The sequence below is a fragment of the Stenotrophomonas sp. GD03819 genome (assembly GCF_029841665.1).
In the GTDB taxonomy this organism is placed as follows: Bacteria; Pseudomonadota; Gammaproteobacteria; order Xanthomonadales; family Xanthomonadaceae; genus Stenotrophomonas; species Stenotrophomonas geniculata.
In genome coordinates this window covers 34146-52597 of record NZ_JAOCEW010000032.1, presented here as the reverse complement: position 1 = coordinate 52597, position 18452 = coordinate 34146, and the positions used below count along the sequence as shown (strand labels likewise).

17 protein-coding genes are annotated in these 18452 nt (G+C 66.0%); 14 read left to right on the top strand and 3 right to left on the bottom strand.

Features of this window, described 5'->3' with window-relative positions; all coding sequences use genetic code 11:
• The first annotated feature begins 298 nt into the window (after window positions 1-298).
• The 9 genes from rimP (at window position 299) to N5D45_RS17600 (ending at window position 11290) form a co-directional block, all read left to right on the top strand.
• Entirely contained in the window at window positions 299-889 is a 591-nt protein-coding gene (gene rimP, locus N5D45_RS17640; protein WP_005410450.1) for a ribosome maturation factor RimP, read from the top strand.
• 4 nt (window positions 890-893) lie between these two features.
• Window positions 894-2405, top strand: coding sequence for a transcription termination factor NusA (gene nusA / locus N5D45_RS17635; protein WP_006458580.1), 1512 nt, complete (start codon window positions 894-896; stop codon window positions 2403-2405).
• Between the two features lie 92 nt (window positions 2406-2497).
• Entirely contained in the window at window positions 2498-5143 is a 2646-nt protein-coding gene (infB, locus tag N5D45_RS17630) for a translation initiation factor IF-2 (RefSeq protein WP_164192689.1), read from the top strand.
• A gap of 92 nt (window positions 5144-5235) precedes the next feature.
• On the top strand, window positions 5236-5619 hold the full coding sequence (gene rbfA / locus N5D45_RS17625) for a 30S ribosome-binding factor RbfA (RefSeq protein ID WP_005410447.1): 384 nt from the start codon (window positions 5236-5238) through the stop codon (window positions 5617-5619).
• Window positions 5620-5724: 105 nt separating this feature from the next.
• Window positions 5725-6633 (top strand): tRNA pseudouridine(55) synthase TruB, encoded by a 909-nt coding sequence (gene truB, locus N5D45_RS17620; protein ID WP_010486453.1) that lies wholly within the window; start codon window positions 5725-5727, stop codon window positions 6631-6633.
• Between the two features lie 173 nt (window positions 6634-6806).
• Window positions 6807-7067: a 30S ribosomal protein S15 gene (gene rpsO, locus N5D45_RS17615; RefSeq protein WP_005410445.1), complete on the top strand. Its 261-nt coding sequence runs from the start codon at window positions 6807-6809 to the stop codon at window positions 7065-7067.
• A gap of 151 nt (window positions 7068-7218) precedes the next feature.
• Window positions 7219-9327, top strand: coding sequence for a polyribonucleotide nucleotidyltransferase (pnp, locus tag N5D45_RS17610; RefSeq protein WP_019336892.1), 2109 nt, complete (start codon window positions 7219-7221; stop codon window positions 9325-9327).
• Window positions 9328-9604: 277 nt separating this feature from the next.
• On the top strand, window positions 9605-10795 hold the full coding sequence (locus N5D45_RS17605) for a glycoside hydrolase family 18 protein (RefSeq protein WP_164192692.1): 1191 nt from the start codon (window positions 9605-9607) through the stop codon (window positions 10793-10795).
• A gap of 90 nt (window positions 10796-10885) precedes the next feature.
• Window positions 10886-11290: a VOC family protein gene (locus N5D45_RS17600; RefSeq protein ID WP_010486459.1), complete on the top strand. Its 405-nt coding sequence runs from the start codon at window positions 10886-10888 to the stop codon at window positions 11288-11290.
• A gap of 24 nt (window positions 11291-11314) precedes the next feature.
• Here N5D45_RS17600 and N5D45_RS17595 read toward each other — a convergent pair whose 3' ends face one another.
• Genes N5D45_RS17595 through N5D45_RS17585 form a run of 3 tightly spaced genes read right to left on the bottom strand, consistent with a single transcriptional unit; the run spans window position 11315 to window position 13444 of the window.
• On the bottom strand, window positions 11315-12874 hold the full coding sequence (locus N5D45_RS17595; RefSeq protein ID WP_164192695.1) for a PepSY-associated TM helix domain-containing protein: 1560 nt from the start codon (window positions 12872-12874) through the stop codon (window positions 11315-11317).
• 10 nt (window positions 12875-12884) lie between these two features.
• A complete protein-coding gene (locus tag N5D45_RS17590) occupies window positions 12885-13148 on the bottom strand; it encodes a hypothetical protein (protein WP_164192698.1) in 264 nt (87 codons plus the stop codon).
• Complete coding sequence (locus N5D45_RS17585; protein WP_005410439.1) at window positions 13148-13444, bottom strand: hypothetical protein; 297 nt, start codon at window positions 13442-13444, stop codon at window positions 13148-13150. Before N5D45_RS17585 ends, N5D45_RS17590 begins: the two co-directional genes overlap by 1 nt.
• Before the next feature lie 429 nt (window positions 13445-13873).
• On the opposite strand from N5D45_RS17585, the gene thrS reads away from it, so the two are divergent.
• The 5 genes from thrS (at window position 13874) to N5D45_RS17560 (ending at window position 18389) form a co-directional block, all read left to right on the top strand.
• The gene (thrS, locus tag N5D45_RS17580; RefSeq protein ID WP_010486466.1) at window positions 13874-15775 is read left to right on the top strand and encodes a threonine--tRNA ligase; all 1902 of its coding nucleotides are present in this window, start codon (window positions 13874-13876) and stop codon (window positions 15773-15775) included.
• 63 nt (window positions 15776-15838) lie between these two features.
• Window positions 15839-16366, top strand: a complete 528-nt coding sequence (gene infC / locus N5D45_RS17575; RefSeq protein WP_074725076.1) for a translation initiation factor IF-3 — start codon at window positions 15839-15841, stop codon at window positions 16364-16366.
• Between the two features lie 265 nt (window positions 16367-16631).
• Complete coding sequence (gene rpmI, locus N5D45_RS17570) at window positions 16632-16829, top strand: 50S ribosomal protein L35 (RefSeq protein ID WP_005410436.1); 198 nt, start codon at window positions 16632-16634, stop codon at window positions 16827-16829.
• 11 nt (window positions 16830-16840) lie between these two features.
• The gene (rplT, locus tag N5D45_RS17565; RefSeq protein WP_279939369.1) at window positions 16841-17200 is read left to right on the top strand and encodes a 50S ribosomal protein L20; all 360 of its coding nucleotides are present in this window, start codon (window positions 16841-16843) and stop codon (window positions 17198-17200) included.
• Between the two features lie 193 nt (window positions 17201-17393).
• On the top strand, window positions 17394-18389 hold the full coding sequence (locus N5D45_RS17560) for a phenylalanine--tRNA ligase subunit alpha (RefSeq protein WP_005417865.1): 996 nt from the start codon (window positions 17394-17396) through the stop codon (window positions 18387-18389).
• Window positions 18390-18452: the final 63 nt, after the last annotated feature.

Here is an 18452-nt window from a genome sequence, read left to right as displayed (position 1 = left end):
GGTCACGCGGCACCAGCCGCACCACGGCCGAATCGCTTCGGGGTAGCCCCGCACCTTGCACCAGCGCGGTGCAGCCGCTATCATCAGCGGCCTAGCAGTACCCCTGAAGGTGGCCTCCCCAGCGGGAGTCCAGACCCGGAAGGAGGGCCGCAACCGGCAGGCAATGCGGGTTGCAACCGGAATCCAGTCACCGGAGTCTTTCCGGAAAAAGGGGCCCAGCGGGCCCTTTGTCGTTTCCGGGGCGTCATGTTTTCACGCCGGCCAAGGCCGGCACCCAACCAAGAGATCAAGGCAGGCTGTGAGCGACAAGGCAACCGACATCGCGAATCTGCTCGCCCCGACCGTTGTGTCGCTGGGCCTGGAGCTGCTGGGCGTTGAGTATCTGCCGGCCCCCGGCGGTGCGACCCTGCGCCTTTACATCGACGTGCCGCTGGCTGAACAGCCCGAGCGCATCATCAATGTCGACGACTGCGAGCGGGTCAGCCGCGAAGTGTCGGCGCAGCTGGACGTCGAAGACCCGATCAGCGGCAATTACACGCTGGAAGTGTCCTCGCCGGGCGTGGATCGCCCGCTGTTCAACCTGGAGCAGTTCGCCCGCCACCAGGGTGAATCGGCCAAGGTCACGCTGAAGCTGCCGCAGGACAACCGTCGTCGCCTGCAGGGCCGTATCGAGGCGACCGACGAGGCCGCTGGCACCATCACCTTCATCGTCGACAAGACCGAAGTGGTGGTGTCGGCCGACAACATCGACAAGGCACGGATCATGCCCGACTGGGTGGCGCTGGGGCTGGCCCCGAGCAAGCCGACCGGTCCGGCACCGAAGCGTCCGAAGCCGAACACGAATTCTTCTTCCAACGAGCCGGCGGCAAAGAAGCCGCGCGCGGAGTGAGCCAATGAGCAAGGAACTGTTGCTGGTAGTCGACGCAGTCGCCAACGAGAAGGGCGTGCCGCGTGAAGTGATCTTCGATGCCATCGAGGCCGCCCTGGCCTCGGCAGCGAAGAAGCGCTATCCCGACGAGGAAGTGCTGACCCGCGTGGTCATCGACCACAAGGATGGCAGCTACGAAACCTACCGCCGCTGGGAAGTGGTGGCCGATGACGTGGTCATGGAATCGCCGGATCGCCAGATCCGCCTGATGGACGCGGTCGATGAAGCCGAAGGCGTGGACGTCGGCGACTACATCGAAGAGCAGATCGAGAACCCGGATTTCGGCCGCATCGCTGCCCAGGCCGCCAAGCAGGTCATCGTCCAGCGCGTGCGCGAAGCCGAGCGCCAGCAGGTCGTGGATGCATGGAAGGATCGCGTGGGTGAGCTGATCACCGGTGTGGTCAAGCGCGCCGAGCGCGGCAACATCTACGTCGACCTCGGTGGCAACGCCGAAGGCTTCATCCCGAAGGACAAGGGCATTCCGCGCGACGTGCTGCGCGCCGGCGACCGCGTGCGCGGCTACCTGGCCGAAGTCCGTTCGGAACCGCGTGGCCCGCAGCTGTTCATCAGCCGTGCCGCCCCGGAATTCATGATCGAGCTGTTCAAGCTGGAAGTGCCGGAAGTCGGCCAGGGCCTGGTGGAAATCAAGGCCTGTGCCCGCGATCCGGGCGACCGCGCCAAGATCGCCGTGCTGGCCCACGACCAGCGCACCGATCCGATCGGTGCCTGCATCGGCATGCGCGGTTCGCGCGTGCAGGCCGTGTCCAACGAGCTCAATGGCGAGCGCGTGGACATCGTGCTGTGGAACGACAACCCGGCCAACTTCGTCATCAACGCGATGGCGCCGGCCGAAGTGCAGTCGATCATCGTTGATGAAGACAAGCACTCGATGGACCTGGCTGTCGCTGAAGACCGCCTGGCCCAGGCGATCGGCAAGGGCGGGCAGAACGTGCGCCTGGCCAGCCGCCTGACCGGCTGGCAGCTCAACGTGATGACCCAGGACCAGGTCACCGCCAAGTCGGAAGCCGAGCAGGCGTCGGCCCGCCAGCTGTTCATGGACAAGCTGGAAGTGGACGAAGAGATCGCCGGCATCCTGGTCAGCGAAGGCTTCGGTACCGTCGAGGAAATCGCTTATGTCCCGGTCGGCGAACTGCTGGCCGTGGAAGGTTTCGACGAAGACATCGTCGAAGAGCTGCGCGCTCGTGCCCGCGATGCGCTGCTCAATGAGGCCCTGGCAGTCGAAGAAGGCCTTGAAGACGGCCAGCCGGCGCAGGACCTGCTGTCCCTGAAGGGCATGGACGAAGCCACCGCATATGCGCTGGCCGGCCACGGCGTGCGTACCAGCGAGGACCTGTCCGACCTGGCCGCCGACGAGGTCATGGACTTCGGTATCGAAGGACTGGATCAGGCGCGCGCCGCTGCGCTGATCCTGGCCGCCCGTGCCGAAGAGATCGCCCGACTGGAACGCGGCGAATGAGCCGGCAATGAACAGGGCCCTGAGCCGCTCAGGGCGTAGAATCCGCGCCACCTCCAGATGCGGGGGGGCGCCCACAAGATCATAGGATCCGAATGTCGCAGCAAACCACCATCCGCAAGCTTGCCGAACTGGTCAACACGCCGGTCGAAAAACTGCTGGAACAGCTGGCCGGTGCCGGCATGAAGTTCAGCGGTCCCGACCAGGTCGTGACCAGCTCCGAGAAGGTTAAGCTCCTGGGCTTCCTTCGTCGTTCGCACGGCAAGCCCGAGCAGGCCCCGGAAGAGACCGATCAGTCTGCAAAGAAGATCACGCTCAACCGCCGGAAGCAGCAGGAAGTGACGGTCAATTCCGGTCGCAGCAAGACGACCGTGAATGTCGAGGTGCGCCAGAAGCGCACCTACGTCAAGGATGGTGCGCGCGCCATGACGCCGGACGAAGAGCGCGCCGACATCCTGCGCAAGCTGGAAGAGTCGCGTGCCCGCAACCTCGCCGAACAGCAGGCCTTGGCCGAGAAGGATCGTCTGCGCGACGAAGCCATCGTCCGCGCCCGTGAGGAAGAGATTGCGGCCAAGGAACGCGCAGAGGCCGAGAAGAAGGCTGCCGAAGAGGCTGCGGCTGCCGCCAAGGCTGCCGAGGCACTGGCCGCCACCAAGCCCAAGCGCGCTCCGATCGATGAAACCGCGCCGCGGCCGCCACGCACGCCGGCCGCCGCTCCGGCTGCGCCGCGCAGTGCGCCGCCGCCGCCGCGCAACGACGACCGCAACAACCGCAGCGCGCCGCGCAACGAGCGTGGCCCGGGCGATCGTTTCGCCGGCCAGATGCACCTGTCGGCTGCCGACCGCGCGCGTCGTGGCAACAGCAACAACAGCAACACCCGTGGTCGTCCGGGCGGGCGCAACCAGGCGGGTGGCCGTCGCGACATGCCGCGCGGTGGCAACAATGCCGGTCCGCACGCCTTCGAGCGTCCGACCGCGCCGGTGGTGCGTGAAGTGGCGATCGGCGACACGATCACCGTGGCCGACCTGGCGCAGAAGCTCGCGCTGAAGGGTGGTGAGGTGGTCAAGGCGCTGTTCAAGATGGGCGTGATGGCCACCATCACCCAGTCCATCGACCATGACACCGCCGCGCTGGTGACCGAAGAACTCGGTCACAAGGCAATCCGTGCCAATGACAACGATGCCGAAGACGCACTGCTGGCCTCGACCGGTGAAAACCAGGGCGAAGCCACCCAGCGTCCGCCGGTGGTCACCATCATGGGCCACGTCGACCACGGCAAGACCTCGCTGCTGGATTACATCCGCCGTACCAAGGTCGCCACCGGCGAAGCCGGCGGCATCACCCAGCACATCGGTGCCTACCACGTGGATACGCCGAAGGGCGTGATCAGCTTCCTGGATACCCCGGGCCATGCTGCCTTCACCTCGATGCGTGCCCGCGGCGCCAAGTTGACCGATATCGTGGTGCTGGTCGTGGCCGCCGATGACGGCGTCATGCCGCAGACCAAGGAAGCGATCCAGCACGCCCGTTCGGCGGGTGTGCCGCTGATCGTGGCGATCAACAAGATCGACAAGTCCGACGCCGACCCGATGCGGGTCAAGAACGAACTGCTGTCCGAGCAGGTCGTGGCCGAAGACTTCGGTGGTGATACCCAGATGGTGGAGATCTCGGCCAAGACCGGCCTGGGCATCGACGACCTGCTGGACGCCATCTCGATCCAGGCCGAGCTGCTGGAGCTGAAGGCCGTCGACGAAGGCCGCGCCTCGGGCGTGGTGATCGAATCGTCGCTGGACAAGGGCCGCGGCCCGGTCGCGACCGTGCTGGTGCAGCAGGGCCGCCTGAAGAAGGGCGACTACCTGGTGTGCGGCATCCAGTACGGCCGCGTGCGTGCGCTGTTCGACGAAACCGGCAAGCAGCCGGAGTTCGCCGGCCCGTCCATCCCGGTGCAGGTCCTGGGCCTGTCCGGCGTGCCGGAAGCCGGTGACGACTTCGTGGTCGTCGAGGATGAGCGCCTGGCCAAGGACGTTGCCCAGCAGCGTGAGACCAAGCGCCGTGAATCGCGCCTGGTGGCCACCGCTGGCAGCCGCATGGAAGACATCATGGCGACCCTGGGCAAGGGCGAGGGCCAGCAGGTCCTCAACCTGGTCATCAAGGCCGACGTGCAGGGTTCGGTGCAGGCCTTGAGCCAGGCACTGGTCGCGCTGTCCAACGACGACATCCGCATCAACGTGATCCACTCCGGCGTGGGCGGCATCACCGAATCGGACGCCAACTCGGCGGCTGCTTCGAAGGCCACCGTCATCGGCTTCAACGTGCGTGCGGATGCTTCGGCCCGTCGCATCATCGAATCCAACGGCGTCGACTTGCGTTACTTCTCGATCATCTATGACGTGATCGATCAGGTGAAGCAGGTGGCTTCCGGCCTGCTGGGCGTGGAGATCCGCGAAGAGATCATCGGTATCGCCGAGGTCCGCGACGTGTTCCGCAGTTCCAAGCTGGGCGCCGTCGCCGGTTCGATGGTCATCGAGGGCGTGGTCAAGCGCAACAAGCCGATCCGCGTGCTGCGCGACAGCGTGGTGATCTTCGAAGGCGAACTGGAATCGCTGCGCCGCTTCAAGGAAAACGTCGAGGAAGTCCGCAACGGTACCGAATGCGGTATCGCGGTGAAGGCCTACAACGACGTCAAGCCGGGTGACCAGATCGAGTGCTTCGAGCGTATCGAAGTGCCGCGCACCCTGTAATGCTGCAAGGTGGCCCGACCAACGGTCGGGCCCTACCATGTACCTGTAGCGCGCGACCGTTGGTCGGGCGACAACTGAACCAAGAGCTCCTCGTGCCCAAGACTTTCCATCGAACCGACCGTGTCTCCGCCCAGCTGCGCCGTGAACTCGGCACCCTGGTGCACAACGCCGTGCGCGAGCACGGGTTGCCCTCGGTGAGCGTGTCCGACGTGGAAATCACCCGCGACATGGCCCATGCCAAGGTGTTCGTCACCGCGCTGATGCCGGAACGTTCGGCTGAAGCCGTGGCCGGCCTGAAGGAGCTGGGCTACCGCCTGCGCATGGACCTGGCCCGCGCGATGAAGCTGCGCCACGTGCCGGAGCTGCATTTCCACTACGACGACTCGGTCGACCGTGGTGAGCACATCGACAACATCCTGCGCGACCTGCCCGATACGCTGGCCGCGGAGAAGCGTCGCGAGAGCGACGAAGAATAAGCCAGCGCCGGGCCCATGCCCGGCGTCTTTTCATTCCGGCAACGCGACGCCTGTGCGGGCCGCGTTGCGGCAGCCGGGCATGGCTCGGCTCTACAACGTCCTGTCATGACCCGAATTCAGTTCCGCCGCCTGGATGGCATCCTGCTGCTCGACAAGTCGACCGGCATGAGTTCCAACGCCGCCCTGCAGGTGGCTCGTCGCCTGTTCCGTGCCGAAAAGGGCGGCCATACCGGCAGTCTCGACCCGCTGGCCACCGGCCTGTTGCCGCTGTGCTTCGGCGAGGCGACCAAGATTGCCGGCCTGCTGCTCGGCTCGGCCAAGGCCTACGACGCCGAGATCATGCTGGGCCAGACCACCGACACCGACGATGCCGAAGGCCAGGTGCTGCTGCAGCGCCCGGTGCCTTCGATCAGTGCCGAGACCCTGCAGGCGGCGCTGGCGCCGCTGACCGGCAGCATCCGCCAGCGCGCCCCGATCTATTCGGCGCTGAAGCAGGGCGGGGAGCCGCTGTATGTGAAGGCCCGCCGCGGTGACGTCATTGAAGCGCCGGAGCGCGAGGTGCAGGTGCACGCCATCGAGGTGCTCGAGCAGCAGCCGGAGCGGTTGCGGCTGCGTGTGACCTGCGGCTCGGGCACCTATATCCGCAGCCTGGCCCGCGATCTGGGCGAGGCGCTGGGCTGTGGCGCGCATATCAGTGCGCTGCGCCGGCTCTGGGTCGAGCCGTTCCGTGAACCGGCGATGGTCACGCTGGATCAGCTGCGGGCGATGGTCGAGGCGGGTGACGAGGCGGGCATGGACGCGCTGCTGCTGCCGCTGGCGGCCGGCCTGGCTGAATACCCGCGGGTTGACCTCGATGCCGACCAGGCCCACCGCTTCTGCGTCGGCCAGCGCCAGCGCGATCTGTCGTGGCCCCGTGGTCTGGTGGCCGTGTTCGGTCCGGACGATGCTGTCCAGGGGTTGGGGCAGGTCGATGACAGTGGCCTGCTGGCTCCGCAGCGTCGTTTCAACCTCTGACCGGGCCCGGACGGTTCAGCCCCGGACCTTGTTCCGAGGCCCCCCGACCGTTACAATTTCGCGGCCGTTTTCCGGCAGCCTGCCTCGCGCAGGTTTCATCCTCGTAGTCCACGGCGAGCCTGGCGGTGCGCGAAGCGCGTTCCTGCCGGCCACGCATCACAGAGAAAAAAGAAATGTCGATCGACACCCAGAAGGTCATTGAAGACAACAAGCGCAGCTCGGCTGACACCGGCTCCCCGGAAGTCCAGGTTGCACTGCTGACCGCCCGCATCGAACTGCTGACCGGCCACTTCAAGACCCACAAGAAGGACCACCACAGCCGCCGCGGCCTGCTGCAGATGGTCAACCGCCGTCGCAGCCTGCTCGACTACCTGAAGAAGAAGGACGTCGAGCGTTACAAGGCCCTGATCGAAAAGCTTGGCCTGCGTCGCTAAGCAACGAATCCCCCGCGGCGCAGCGATGCGCCGCGGTTTTGTTTTGTAGCACCGCAATCCCCGATTCAGGCCGGAACGATCCGGCCACCCGCTGGCGGCAAGGGTCGCCGACGGTCCAAATTCGCAGACAGCATCCCCAAGGACACCCTCCGTGGCAAAAATCACCAAAACCTTCCAGTACGGCAAGCACACCGTCACGCTCGAGACCGGCGAAGTCGCCCGTCAGGCCAGCGGTGCCGTCATCGTCAAGATGGACGACACCGTACTGCTGGTCACCGCCGTCGCCGCCAAGAGCGCGCGCGAAGGCCAGGACTTCTTCCCGCTGACCGTCGATTATCAGGAAAAGTTCTACGCCGGCGGCCGTATCCCGGGTGGTTTCTTCAAGCGTGAAGGCCGTGCGACCGAGAAGGAAACCCTGATCTCGCGTCTGATCGACCGTCCGATCCGCCCGCTGTTCCCCGAAGACTACAAGAACGAAGTGCAGATCATCGCCACGGTCATGTCGCTGAACCCGGACGTGGACGGTGACATCCCGGCCCTGATCGGCGCCTCGGCTGCCCTGGCCCTGGCCGGCACCCCGTTCATGGGTCCGATCGGCGCTGCCAAGGTCGGTTACAAGAACGGCGAGTACATCCTGAACCCGACCGTCAGCGAACTGGCTGACTCGCAGCTGGAACTGGTCGTCGCCGGCACCTCCAACGCCGTGCTGATGGTTGAATCCGAAGCCGCGCTGCTGTCCGAAGAAGTGATGCTGGGCGCCGTGACCTTCGGTCACCGCGAGATGCAGAAGGTCATCAACGCGATCAACGAGCTGACCGTCGAAGCCGGTACCAAGCCGTCGACCTGGGAAGCCCCGGCCAAGAACGACGCGCTGATCGCCGCCCTGAAGGAAGCCATCGGCCCGCGCCTGGGCGAAGCCTTCCAGGTGCGCGACAAGCTGCAGCGCCGCGACGCCATCTCGGCAATCAAGAAGGACGTGGTCGAAGCCCTGGCAGGCCGCGTGGCCGCAGAAGGCTGGAACCCGGCCGAGCTGTCGAAGGAATTCGGCGAGCTGGAATACCGCACCATGCGTGACTCGGTGCTGGACACCAAGGTGCGCATCGACGGCCGTGCGCTGGACACCGTCCGCCCGATCACCGTGAAGACCGGCGTGCTGCCGCGTACCCACGGCTCCTCGCTGTTCACCCGCGGCGAAACCCAGGCCATTGTGACCATCACCCTGGGCACCGCCCGTGACGGCCAGGTCATCGACGCCGTTGCCGGTGAGTACAAGGAAAACTTCCTGTTCCACTACAACTTCCCTCCGTTCTCGGTGGGTGAGTGCGGCCGTATGATGGGCCCGAAGCGCCGCGAAATCGGCCACGGTCGCCTGGCCAAGCGCGGCGTGCTGGCTGTCATGCCGTCGCTGGAAGCCTTCCCGTACACCATCCGCGTCGTCTCGGAAATCACCGAGTCGAACGGTTCCTCGTCGATGGCCTCGGTCTGCGGTTCCTCGCTGGCCCTGATGGACGCCGGCGTGCCGGTGAAGGCACCGGTTGCCGGTATCGCCATGGGTCTGGTCAAGGAAGGCGAGCGCTTCGTCGTCCTGTCCGACATCCTGGGTGACGAAGATCACCTGGGCGACATGGACTTCAAGGTGGCCGGTACCGCTGAGGGCATCTCCGCCCTGCAGATGGACATCAAGATCGAAGGCATCACCGAAGAGATCATGAAGCAGGCCCTGCAGCAGGCCAAGGCTGGCCGTCTGCACATCCTGGGCGAAATGGCCCACGGCCTGACCGCTCCGCGTGAAGAGCTGTCGGACTACGCGCCGCGCCTGCTGACCATCAAGATCCACCCGGACAAGATCCGCGAAGTGATCGGCAAGGGTGGTTCGACCATCCAGGCCATCACCAAGGAAACCGGCACCCAGATCGACATCCAGGACGACGGCACCATCGTCATCGCATCGGTCAACGCCATCGCTGCCCAGGCCGCCAAGGCCCGCATCGAGCAGATCACCTCGGACGTCGAGCCGGGCCGCATCTACGAAGGCAAGGTCGCCAAGATCATGGACTTCGGTGCGTTCGTCACGATCCTGCCGGGCAAGGACGGTCTGGTCCACGTGTCGCAGATCTCCAGCGATCGCGTCGAGAAGGTCGGCGACGTGCTGAAGGAAGGCGATGTGGTCAAGGTCAAGGTGCTGGAAGTCGACAAGCAGGGCCGTATCCGCCTGTCGATGAAGGCCGTGGAAGAAGGCGACGCCGTCAGCGCCGAATAATCGGCGGTGGGTGTCAACCTTGCTTGGTTGACACGCTCCTGGAATCGCTGAAATGAAAAAGCGGGCTTCGGCCCGCTTTTTCTTTGCCTCGAAGTTGCGAACAACCGCTCACCCAGGTCGCCGCATGTCCTGCTGCGGTGCATGAGAGGCGCTACGCAGCCATTGTTCTGTCACCGTTGCACGGATCGCGCCTGTCCATCGGACGACATGCCACGACATCGGTCCCACAGCCCCATCGGTTTGCTAACGTGGCGGCGCCTTCGAACCGGGAGATTCCATGTTCCGCCAGACTGTGGCCGTCCTTGCCGGACTGATTGCCGGCGCCCTGCCCATTGCCGCGCACGCTGCGCCCGCACAGCCGCCGATCTTCGGTGCCTACTACCCCGGTGGTTCCGCCGAGCGCTATCCGGTGTCGAGCATTCCGGCCGAGCGCCTGACCCACCTGTTCTACGCGTTCTCGACCATCGAGGACGGGCGCTGCACGATCGGTGCGGAAGCGCCGAAGAATTTCGCCGCACTGGCCGAACTCAAGAAGGCGCATCCGCACCTGCGCACGCTGATTTCGATCGGCGGCTGGGGCGCAGGCGGGTTCTCCGATGCGGCACTGACCGAAACCAGCCGCAAGCGCCTGGTCGACTCATGCATGACGCTGTTCTTCGAGCGCCATGCAGGCAGCTTCGATGGTGTGGACATCGACTGGGAATTCCCGGTCAGTGGTGGGCCGAAGGAACTGGCGCACCGCCCGCAGGATCGCGCCAACCTGACCCGGCTCGCGCAGGCGTTCCGCGTGGCACTTGATGCGCGCGGTCGCAAGGCGGGGCAGCCGATGCTGCTGACCGCCGCGCTGGCCGCCGGTCGCCTGCAGACGGATGGCCCCTACGATCCGGCGGCGAGCTACGACCTGCCGGCGCTGGCCAAGGTGTTCGATTTCATCAACCTGATGAGCTACGACATGGGCACCGGCTTCTCGGCGGTGTCGACCTTCAACGCACCGCTGCTTGAGGTGGCGGCCGATCCACTGGCGCCGGAGCTGCGCCGTTGGAACAACGTGGCCGGTGCCGTGCAGTTTTACCGCGACCACGGCGTACCGGCCCACAAGCTGGTGCTGGGCGTGCCGTTCTACGGGCGCGGCTTCAAGGTTACAGGTGATGCCCCGGATGGGTTGTACCAGCCCTACAGCGCACCGGCCGATGCAGGCGACTGGCGGGTGATCAAGGCGCGCTATCTCGACCAGCCGGGCTGGACGAAGCACTGGCAGCCGCAGGCGCAGAGCCCGTGGCTGTACAACGCCGAACAGAAGGTCTTCATCAGCTATGAAGACCCGCGCTCGATCGGGCTGCGTGCGCAGTTCGCCCGCGAGCAGGGCCTGGCCGGTGTATTCATGTGGGAGCTGACCGGCGACGACGAGCAGGCCAGCCTGCTCAACGCCATGCTGGGCCCCTGGCAGAAGGCGCGCATCGGCGATTGAGCTGCATCAGGCGATGCCCGGCGCAATGCCGCAACGCCATCGGCCCAACCCCGCACAGCATGTCCACGCCCGCAGCGTTACGCTGCGGGCATGATCCATCTCGAACGCCTGGACCATCTGGTCCTCACCGTCGCCGACATCGACCGCAGCTGTGATTTCTACCAGCGCGTGCTCGGCATGCAGGTCGTGCGCTTCGGCGCGGGACGTACCGCGCTGCAGTTCGGCCAGCAGAAGATCAATCTGCATCCGGCCAGTGCCCCGCTGCAGCCGCATGCGTTACGACCCACGCCGGGCAGTGCCGACCTGTGCCTGGTCACGCTTACGGCGACAATCGATGTGCTGGCACACCTGCAGGCGCAGGCCGTCGCGGTGGAGGAGGGGCCGGTGGCCCGCACCGGCGCACTGGGTCCAATCGAATCGGTGTACTTCCGCGACCCGGATGGCAACCTGATCGAAGTCAGCCGCTACCTGGACCCAGCGCACCTGCTCCGGTAGCGCCGGGCCATGCCCGGCGAAGGCTCAGTTGGCCCAGACGCTGTTCGGATCGCCGTTGCGGGCGCGGCGTTGACTGGCCACTGCCAGGCGGGCGAAGCCGAAGGCCATGGCCAGCGCGATGGCATCGACCCAGAACAGCGGCCAGTGGCCACGCGCGGCCGCACGCCACAGCCAGTCACCATTGAGTGCGCCGTGCAGGATCGGCACCAGCGCGGTACTGATTGCCGCCGCCCACAGCAGCTCGCGTGCGGCCTGTGCCGGGCGGCGCAGCGCGGCCCACAGCGCACAGGCCGCCCAGCTGCCGAAGCAGGCCCAGCGGATGCCGTGGTCGACCGCCGCCGGCGCCAGCCGTTCCAGCACCAGCGCGGTGAGGAACGCGACCGAGATCGCCACGCACAGGCCGATGCACACGCCGACCGTGGCCCGTGCCATGTTCACTCCGGCGCGCGGCTGCTGCGGCTGGCGACGCTTGCGCCGCGACTCGATCCACAGCAGGTTGCCCGAGTAGAACAGGAACGCACCGCCCAGGCCGAGCAGGAAGTACAGCCAGACCACCACCCCGTTGCCGAACTCGCCGAAGTGCAGCGCATAGGCGGCGCTGAGCGTGGCGTGGTTGGCGTCGCGCTGGCCTGGCAGCTGGGTGGCCAGTACCTGGCCGGTGGCGACATCCAGCGCCACGGCGCCGAGCGGGCCGAGGGTGCCGGTGGATTCGCCGGTGATCTCGATGGTGGCGTTGGTGTCGCCTGCGTTGGCCAGCTTCAGGTAGGCCGGCTCGAAGCTGGTCACGCTCTGTGCGCGCGCCACCTCCAGCGCCCGCGCCTGCAGCACGCGCAGGCTGCCCGGCGGCGAGGGGATGCCGGTCGCTTCACGCACCGGTGCGGTGTCCATCGCTGTTGGCACGGCCTGCAGGGCCTTGCCGTCGAAGATCAGGGGGTTGAGCAGGGCCATCTGCACGAACACCAGGCAGAGCAGGGCGCCGGTCACCGCGAACATCAGGTGGAAGGGCAGGCTCAGTACGCCGATCACGTTGTGCGCGTCCTGCCACAGCTGTTTCAGGTTGCGCCCCGGACGCAGCGCGAACAGGTCGCCGAGCAGCTTCGGCAGATGGATCACCAGGCCGCTGAGCAGCGCCATGCCGTACAGCAGGCTGACAATGCCCATCACGTAGATGCCGGCCACGGGCAGGCCCAGGCTGTAGTGCAGCTCGTTGACCAGCTCGGCCAGCCCGGTCTGCGGCGGCGTCGGGCTGCCGCCAATCTGCCCCGGCCAGGCATAACGCCAGCTGCCATCATCGGCCTGCCAGTACGCAAGTGGCTGCGGGTGGTCGGCGCCGGGGAAGGTCATGCCGACGTGGCGGCGGGCTTCCGGGTGTGTCGCCAGTACGTCTTCCAGCAGGTACTGCGCATCGTCCAGCCCGGCTGGCAGTGCGGTGGCCGCGCCCGGGGTCTGCCACAGCGGCAGGTCGTGATGGAACAGGGTCAGCGCACCGGCGTAGAAGGCCACGAACAGGCCGAACCCGGCGACCAGGCCGACCCAGGTGTGCAGGGTGGTGAACGTGCGCAGCGTCTGCGAACTGAACTTCATGGGAGAGGTCTCATTGCACCGCGCCGGTCAGGCGCAGCAGCCCGAGCACGGCGAAGCCGGCGGCGGTGCTGCCGCCCAGCACGAGCCAGGCACGCAGCGCGCTGCGGAAACTGAACGCCCACAGGGCGGCCAGCATCCACAGCGGGATGAAAGCGATCAGGGTCGGCACCAGCGCCCGCTGCCAGGGGCCGGGCGGCAGCCATGCCAGCAGGCCGGTCGCGGCCGCGGCCAGGAAGAAGCCGGCGACGATGCCGGCGAAGGCGCGCGGCCACATCAGGGCGACTCCGTGCCCGGGCGATGCCAGGCAGCCAGTGCCGGCAGCAGCATCGCCGCCAGCATCCAGGTGCACAGCATGGCCACCAGGCCGGCGGCAAAGCCGAGCTCGGCCATCCACAGCCACAGCGCGGCGGCGGCCGCGACCAGGCCGATCTGGCGGCCCAGGCGGCCGGCCCGACGCAGGCGCGGCCAGCGGCAGTGCGGCGAGGCGGCATAGAAGGCCAGCGCGGAGAACATCGCCGCCAGCATGCCCAGGCTGCAGAAGCCCAGGGTGGAAAGGCCGACGGTGATCATTGCGGGCGGCCGCCGTGGCAGCGGGCCAGCGAACGCGGGGCACGGGCGGGGCCGGCGGGAGCCGGTCGGAGCGGGTGGCGCATCACGAGGTCCTGGGGGGAAGCGGGCAGGCTGGCACGGGGCGGGCTGCGCGGACATGGTAATCATTGCGTTTTCACGCCGCCAGCGAGGGCCATTCAGCGTACCGTACGGTAGCCCTTGGGCTTTCCGGTGCGCTGGTTTAAGATCATCACACTCCCTGACTGGAACAAGGTGGCCCGCGCCCAGCGCCGGCCGAGCGTGCGACATGAGCACTACCACCGCCCACTGTTGACCTGCCCCCGAAGGCCCTGTGTCCCTGGCGCCCTCGTGGCGCTTTTTTATTGCCCGGGCGCCGCCCCCGGGAGCGCTTTCCAGCCCGCCCAGCGGGCCCCGCACGAAGCCACTCCGATGATCAACATTACCCTCCCCGACGGCAGCCGCCGCGAGTTTGAAAACCCCGTCAGCGTCATGGACGTCGCCCAGTCGATCGGTGCCGGCCTGGCCAAGGCCACCATCGCCGGTGCCGTGGATGGCGTGCTGGTCGATGCCAGCGACGTCATCGACCACGATGCCAGCCTGCGCATCATCACCGCCAAGGACGAGGAGGGCGTGGAGATCATCCGCCACTCCTGCGCCCACCTGGTCGGCCACGCGGTCAAGCAGCTGTACCCGGATGTGAAGATGGTGATCGGCCCGGTGATCGCCGAGGGCTTCTACTACGACATCTACTCCGAGCGCCCGTTCACCCCGGACGACATGGCCGCGATCGAGAAGCGCATGGGTGAACTGATCGCCCAGGACTACGACGTCATCAAGAAGATGACGCCGCGCGCCGAAGTGATCGAGATCTTCAAGGCCCGTGGTGAGGACTACAAGCTGCGCCTGATCGAGGACATGTCCGACGACATCCAGGCGATGGGCATGTACTACCATCAGGAATACGTGGACATGTGCCGCGGCCCGCACGTGCCGAACACGCGCTTCCTGAAGGCCTTCAAGCTGACCCGCATCTCCGGCGCCTACTGGCGTGGCGACGCGCAGAACGAACAGCTGCAGCGCATCTACGGCACCGCCTGGGCGGACAAGAAGCAGCTTGAGGCGTACATCAAGCGCATCGAGGAAGCCGAGATGCGCGACCACCGCCGCATCGGCAAGCAGCAGGACCTGTTCCACCTGCAGGAAGAAGCGCCGGGCCTGGTGTTCTGGCACCCGAAGGGCTGGGCGCTGTGGCAGGTGGTCGAGCAGTACATGCGCAAGGTCTACCGCAACAGCGGCTACGGCGAAGTGCGCTGCCCGCAGATCCTGGACGTGAGCCTGTGGAAGAAGTCCGGCCACTGGGACAACTACCAGGACAACATGTTCTTCACCGAATCGGAGAAGCGCACCTACGCGGTCAAGCCGATGAACTGCCCGGGCCACATCCAGGTGTTCAACCAGGGCCTGCACAGTTACCGCGACCTGCCGATCCGCTACGGTGAGTTCGGTTCCTGCCACCGCAACGAGCCGTCCGGCGCGCTGCACGGCATCCTGCGCGTGCGTGGCTTCACCCAGGACGACGGCCACGTGTTCTGCACGGAAAACCAGATCGAGTCGGAAGTGACGGCCTTCCATCAGCAGGCGCTGGCGGTCTACCAGCACTTCGGCTTCGACGACATCCAGATCAAGATCGCCCTGCGCCCGGAATCGCGCCTGGGTGACGATGCGACCTGGGACAAAGCGGAGGGCGCGCTGCGCTCGGCGCTGACCGCCTGTGGCGTGGAATGGCAGGAGCTGCCGGGCGAGGGTGCCTTCTATGGCCCGAAGATCGAGTACCACCTGAAGGACGCCATCGGCCGTACCTGGCAGCTGGGCACCATGCAGGTCGACTTCATGATGCCGGGCCGCCTGGGCGCCGAGTACGTGGACGAGAACAGCCAGAAGAAGCACCCGGTCATGCTGCACCGGGCCATCGTCGGCTCGATGGAGCGCTTCCTGGGCATCCTGATCGAGCACCATGCCGGCCAGTTCCCGGCCTGGCTGGCCCCGACCCAGGTGGTGGTGGCCAACATCACCGACGCCCAGGCCGACTACGTCTCGGGCGTGACCAAAACCCTTGCGGAGCAAGGCTTCCGCGTCAGCTCGGATTTGCGTAACGAGAAGATCGGCTATAAAATCCGCGAGCATACGTTGCAGCGCGTGCCCTACCTGCTGGTCATTGGTGACCGCGAGAAGGAAAATGGGGCTGTGGCGGTGCGTACGCGTTCTGGCGAAGATCTGGGCAGCATGAGCCTGCAGGCCTTCATCGAGCGGCTCCACGCCGAGGGCGCGTAAGCAAAGGTCCGGTCCGGGCGCACAGGCACCCGGACCGGTTCGATACCCTTGGGAGAACGTAATATCAGCACCCCTGACAACAAACAGAACCGCAAGAATCAGGAAATCCGTGTGCCGCGCGTCCGCGTGATCGGCAGTGACGGAGAAATGATCGGCGTGTTGTCGCGCGACGAAGCGCTGTCCATGGCCGAAGATGAAGGCCTGGACCTGGTCGAAATCCAGCCGCAGGCCGATCCGCCGGTCTGCAAGATCATGGACTTCGGCAAGTTCAAGTTCGAAGCGCAGAAGAAGGCCAGCGAGGCCAAGAAGAAGACCAAACAGGTCGAGATCAAGGAAGTGAAGTTCCGTCCGGTCACGGACGAGGGCGACTACCAGATCAAGCTGCGCAAGATGCGCGGGTTCCTTGAGGATGGTGACAAGATCAAGGTCAACATCCGCTTCCGTGGCCGTGAAATGAGCCACCAGGAACTGGGCCGCGAAATGGCCAACCGGATCGAGACCGATCTGGGCGAGGACATCGTCATTGAATCCCGTCCGCGCCTGGAAGGGCGTCAGATGGTCATGATGATCGCGCCGAAGAAGAAGACCTGAGGCCTGACGGGCCGCCCTCCGGGGCGCCTGGCTGAACGGTTCAGGGTGAAGGGGCGCCATCGGCGCCCCTTCGCTTTTGCGGCATGCCGGTGAATTGCCGTGAAAGGGTTGCAGGGGCTGGTGGCAGGGCGGTTTTGCCTGTATCATGCCCGGCTCGACCCACCCAGGACGGGTCGTACGCCGATCATGGCAGGACGGAAAGAGCGGCCCAGGCCGCCGCCAGATCAGTCAGAAACCAGGGTCATATCCCATCAAGGACATTGCAATGCCCAAGATCAAGACCAACCGGGCAGCGGCCAAGCGTTTCCGCAAGACCGCCTCGGGCAAGTACAAGTGCGGCCACGCCAACCGTAGCCACATCCTCACGAAGAAAGCGACCAAGCGTAAGCGTAATCTGCGTCAGACGGGCCATGTCCGTGCAGAAGACGCAGGCCGTCTGGACCGCATGCTCCCTTACCTCTGAGGAACTGAAAAATGGCACGAGTTAAGCGTGGCGTACAGGCGCATCGCCGCCACAAGAAGATTCTGGATCTCGCCAAGGGCTATTACAACGCCCGTCGCAAGGTCTTCCGCGTCGCCAAGCAGGCGGTCATCAAGGCTCAGCAGTACGCCTACATCGGCCGTAAGCAGAAGAAGCGCAACTTCCGTTCGCTGTGGATCACCCGTATCAATGCGGCTGCCCGCATCAACGGCCTGAGCTACAGCCGCTTCATGAACGGTCTGCTGAAGGCCGGCATCACCCTGGATCGCAAGGTCCTGGCTGACATCGCCGTGCACGACGCAGCCGGTTTTGCTGCGCTGGCCGAAAAGGCCAAGGGCGCGCTGGCGGCATAAGTCCTTCCCGATGCCGTAACCGTTCACTCGGAACGGTGTCAGGTCAAGGCAATGCATGGGGAAGGGCGCAAGTCCTTCCCCATTCTTTTTTGGGTCCCGGCGAGGCCACGATGGCAGCGCGGGGACGGCGGTGGCGACAGGGGTCGGCCCTTCGCGCATCGCGATGGCAGATCGACTGGAGTTCCGGCCCCCCATGAGCGACATCCAATCCCTCACCACCCAGGCGCTGGCCGATGTGGCCGCCGCACAGAGCCCCGACGTGCTGGAACAGCTGCGCGTGGCCCTGCTTGGCAAGAGTGGCAGCATCACCTCGCAGCTCAAGCAGCTCGGCGCGCTGCCGGCCGACGAGCGCAAGGCCGCCGGTGAAGCGATCAACCAGGCCCGTGACGCGCTGACCCGCGCGCTGGGTGAGCGCAAGGCGCTGCTGGAAGACGCGGCACTGGATGCGCGCCTGGCCGCCGAAGCCATCGACATCACCCTGCCGGGTCGCAACGGCGACCGTGCCGGCCTGCACCCGATCACCCGCACCCTGGAGCGCATCACCGGCATCTTCGGTCGGCTGGGCTACGAGCTGTCGGAAGGGCCGGAGATCGAGGATGACTGGCACAACTTCGAGGCGCTGAACTTCCCGCCGCACCACCCGGCGCGCGCCATGCACGACACCTTCTACTTCGGCGACGGACGCCTGCTGCGCACGCATACCTCCGGTGTGCAGGTGCGCTACATGGGCGACCACGCGCCGCCGCTGCGCATGATCGCCGCCGGCAAGGTGTACCGCAGCGACAGCGACCAGACCCACTCGCCGATGTTCCACCAGGTCGAAGGCCTGCTGGTGGACGAGCATTCGACCTTCGCCGACCTGAAGGGCACGCTGGCCGAGTTCGTGCGCGCGTTCTTCGAGCGCGACTTCGAGATGCGTTTCCGTCCCAGCTACTTCCCGTTCGTTGAACCGGGTGCGGAAGTGGACATCGCCTGGCAGCAGCCCGATGGCAGCACCCGCTGGCTGGAAGTGCTCGGCTGCGGCATGGTCCATCCGAACGTGCTGCGCAATGTCGGCATCGATCCGGAGCGCTACACCGGCTTTGCCTTCGGCATGGGCGTGGAGCGTTTCGCGATGCTGCGCTACGGCGTCAACGACCTGCGCGCGTTCTTCGAGAACGACGTGCGGTTCCTGAAGCAGTTCGCGTAAGCCGCAACCGTGTAGAGCCGAGCCATGCTCGGCTGCTTTTCTGCATGGACGCCTCCTTGCGCA

Bases quoted from the DNA above. Each gene is read 5' to 3' on its own strand.
- N5D45_RS17590 (WP_164192698.1), bottom strand. From the start codon at position 13,148: ATGTGGCCGCGCGCCTTCGCCGGCATCGTCGCCGGCTTCTTCCTGGCC.
- rplT (WP_279939369.1), top strand. From the start codon at position 16,841: ATGGCACGAGTTAAGCGTGGCGTACAGGCGCATCGCCGCCACAAGAAG.
- truB (WP_010486453.1), top strand. From the start codon at position 5,725: ATGACCCGAATTCAGTTCCGCCGCCTGGATGGCATCCTGCTGCTCGAC.
- N5D45_RS17600 (WP_010486459.1), top strand. From the start codon at position 10,886: ATGATCCATCTCGAACGCCTGGACCATCTGGTCCTCACCGTCGCCGAC.
- N5D45_RS17595 (WP_164192695.1), bottom strand. From the start codon at position 12,874: ATGAAGTTCAGTTCGCAGACGCTGCGCACGTTCACCACCCTGCACACC.
- rpsO (WP_005410445.1), top strand. From the start codon at position 6,807: ATGTCGATCGACACCCAGAAGGTCATTGAAGACAACAAGCGCAGCTCG.
- nusA (WP_006458580.1), top strand. From the start codon at position 894: ATGAGCAAGGAACTGTTGCTGGTAGTCGACGCAGTCGCCAACGAGAAG.
- N5D45_RS17560 (WP_005417865.1), top strand. From the start codon at position 17,394: ATGAGCGACATCCAATCCCTCACCACCCAGGCGCTGGCCGATGTGGCC.
- thrS (WP_010486466.1), top strand. From the start codon at position 13,874: ATGATCAACATTACCCTCCCCGACGGCAGCCGCCGCGAGTTTGAAAAC.
- N5D45_RS17605 (WP_164192692.1), top strand. From the start codon at position 9,605: ATGTTCCGCCAGACTGTGGCCGTCCTTGCCGGACTGATTGCCGGCGCC.
- N5D45_RS17585 (WP_005410439.1), bottom strand. From the start codon at position 13,444: ATGATCACCGTCGGCCTTTCCACCCTGGGCTTCTGCAGCCTGGGCATG.
- infB (WP_164192689.1), top strand. From the start codon at position 2,498: ATGTCGCAGCAAACCACCATCCGCAAGCTTGCCGAACTGGTCAACACG.
- rpmI (WP_005410436.1), top strand. From the start codon at position 16,632: ATGCCCAAGATCAAGACCAACCGGGCAGCGGCCAAGCGTTTCCGCAAG.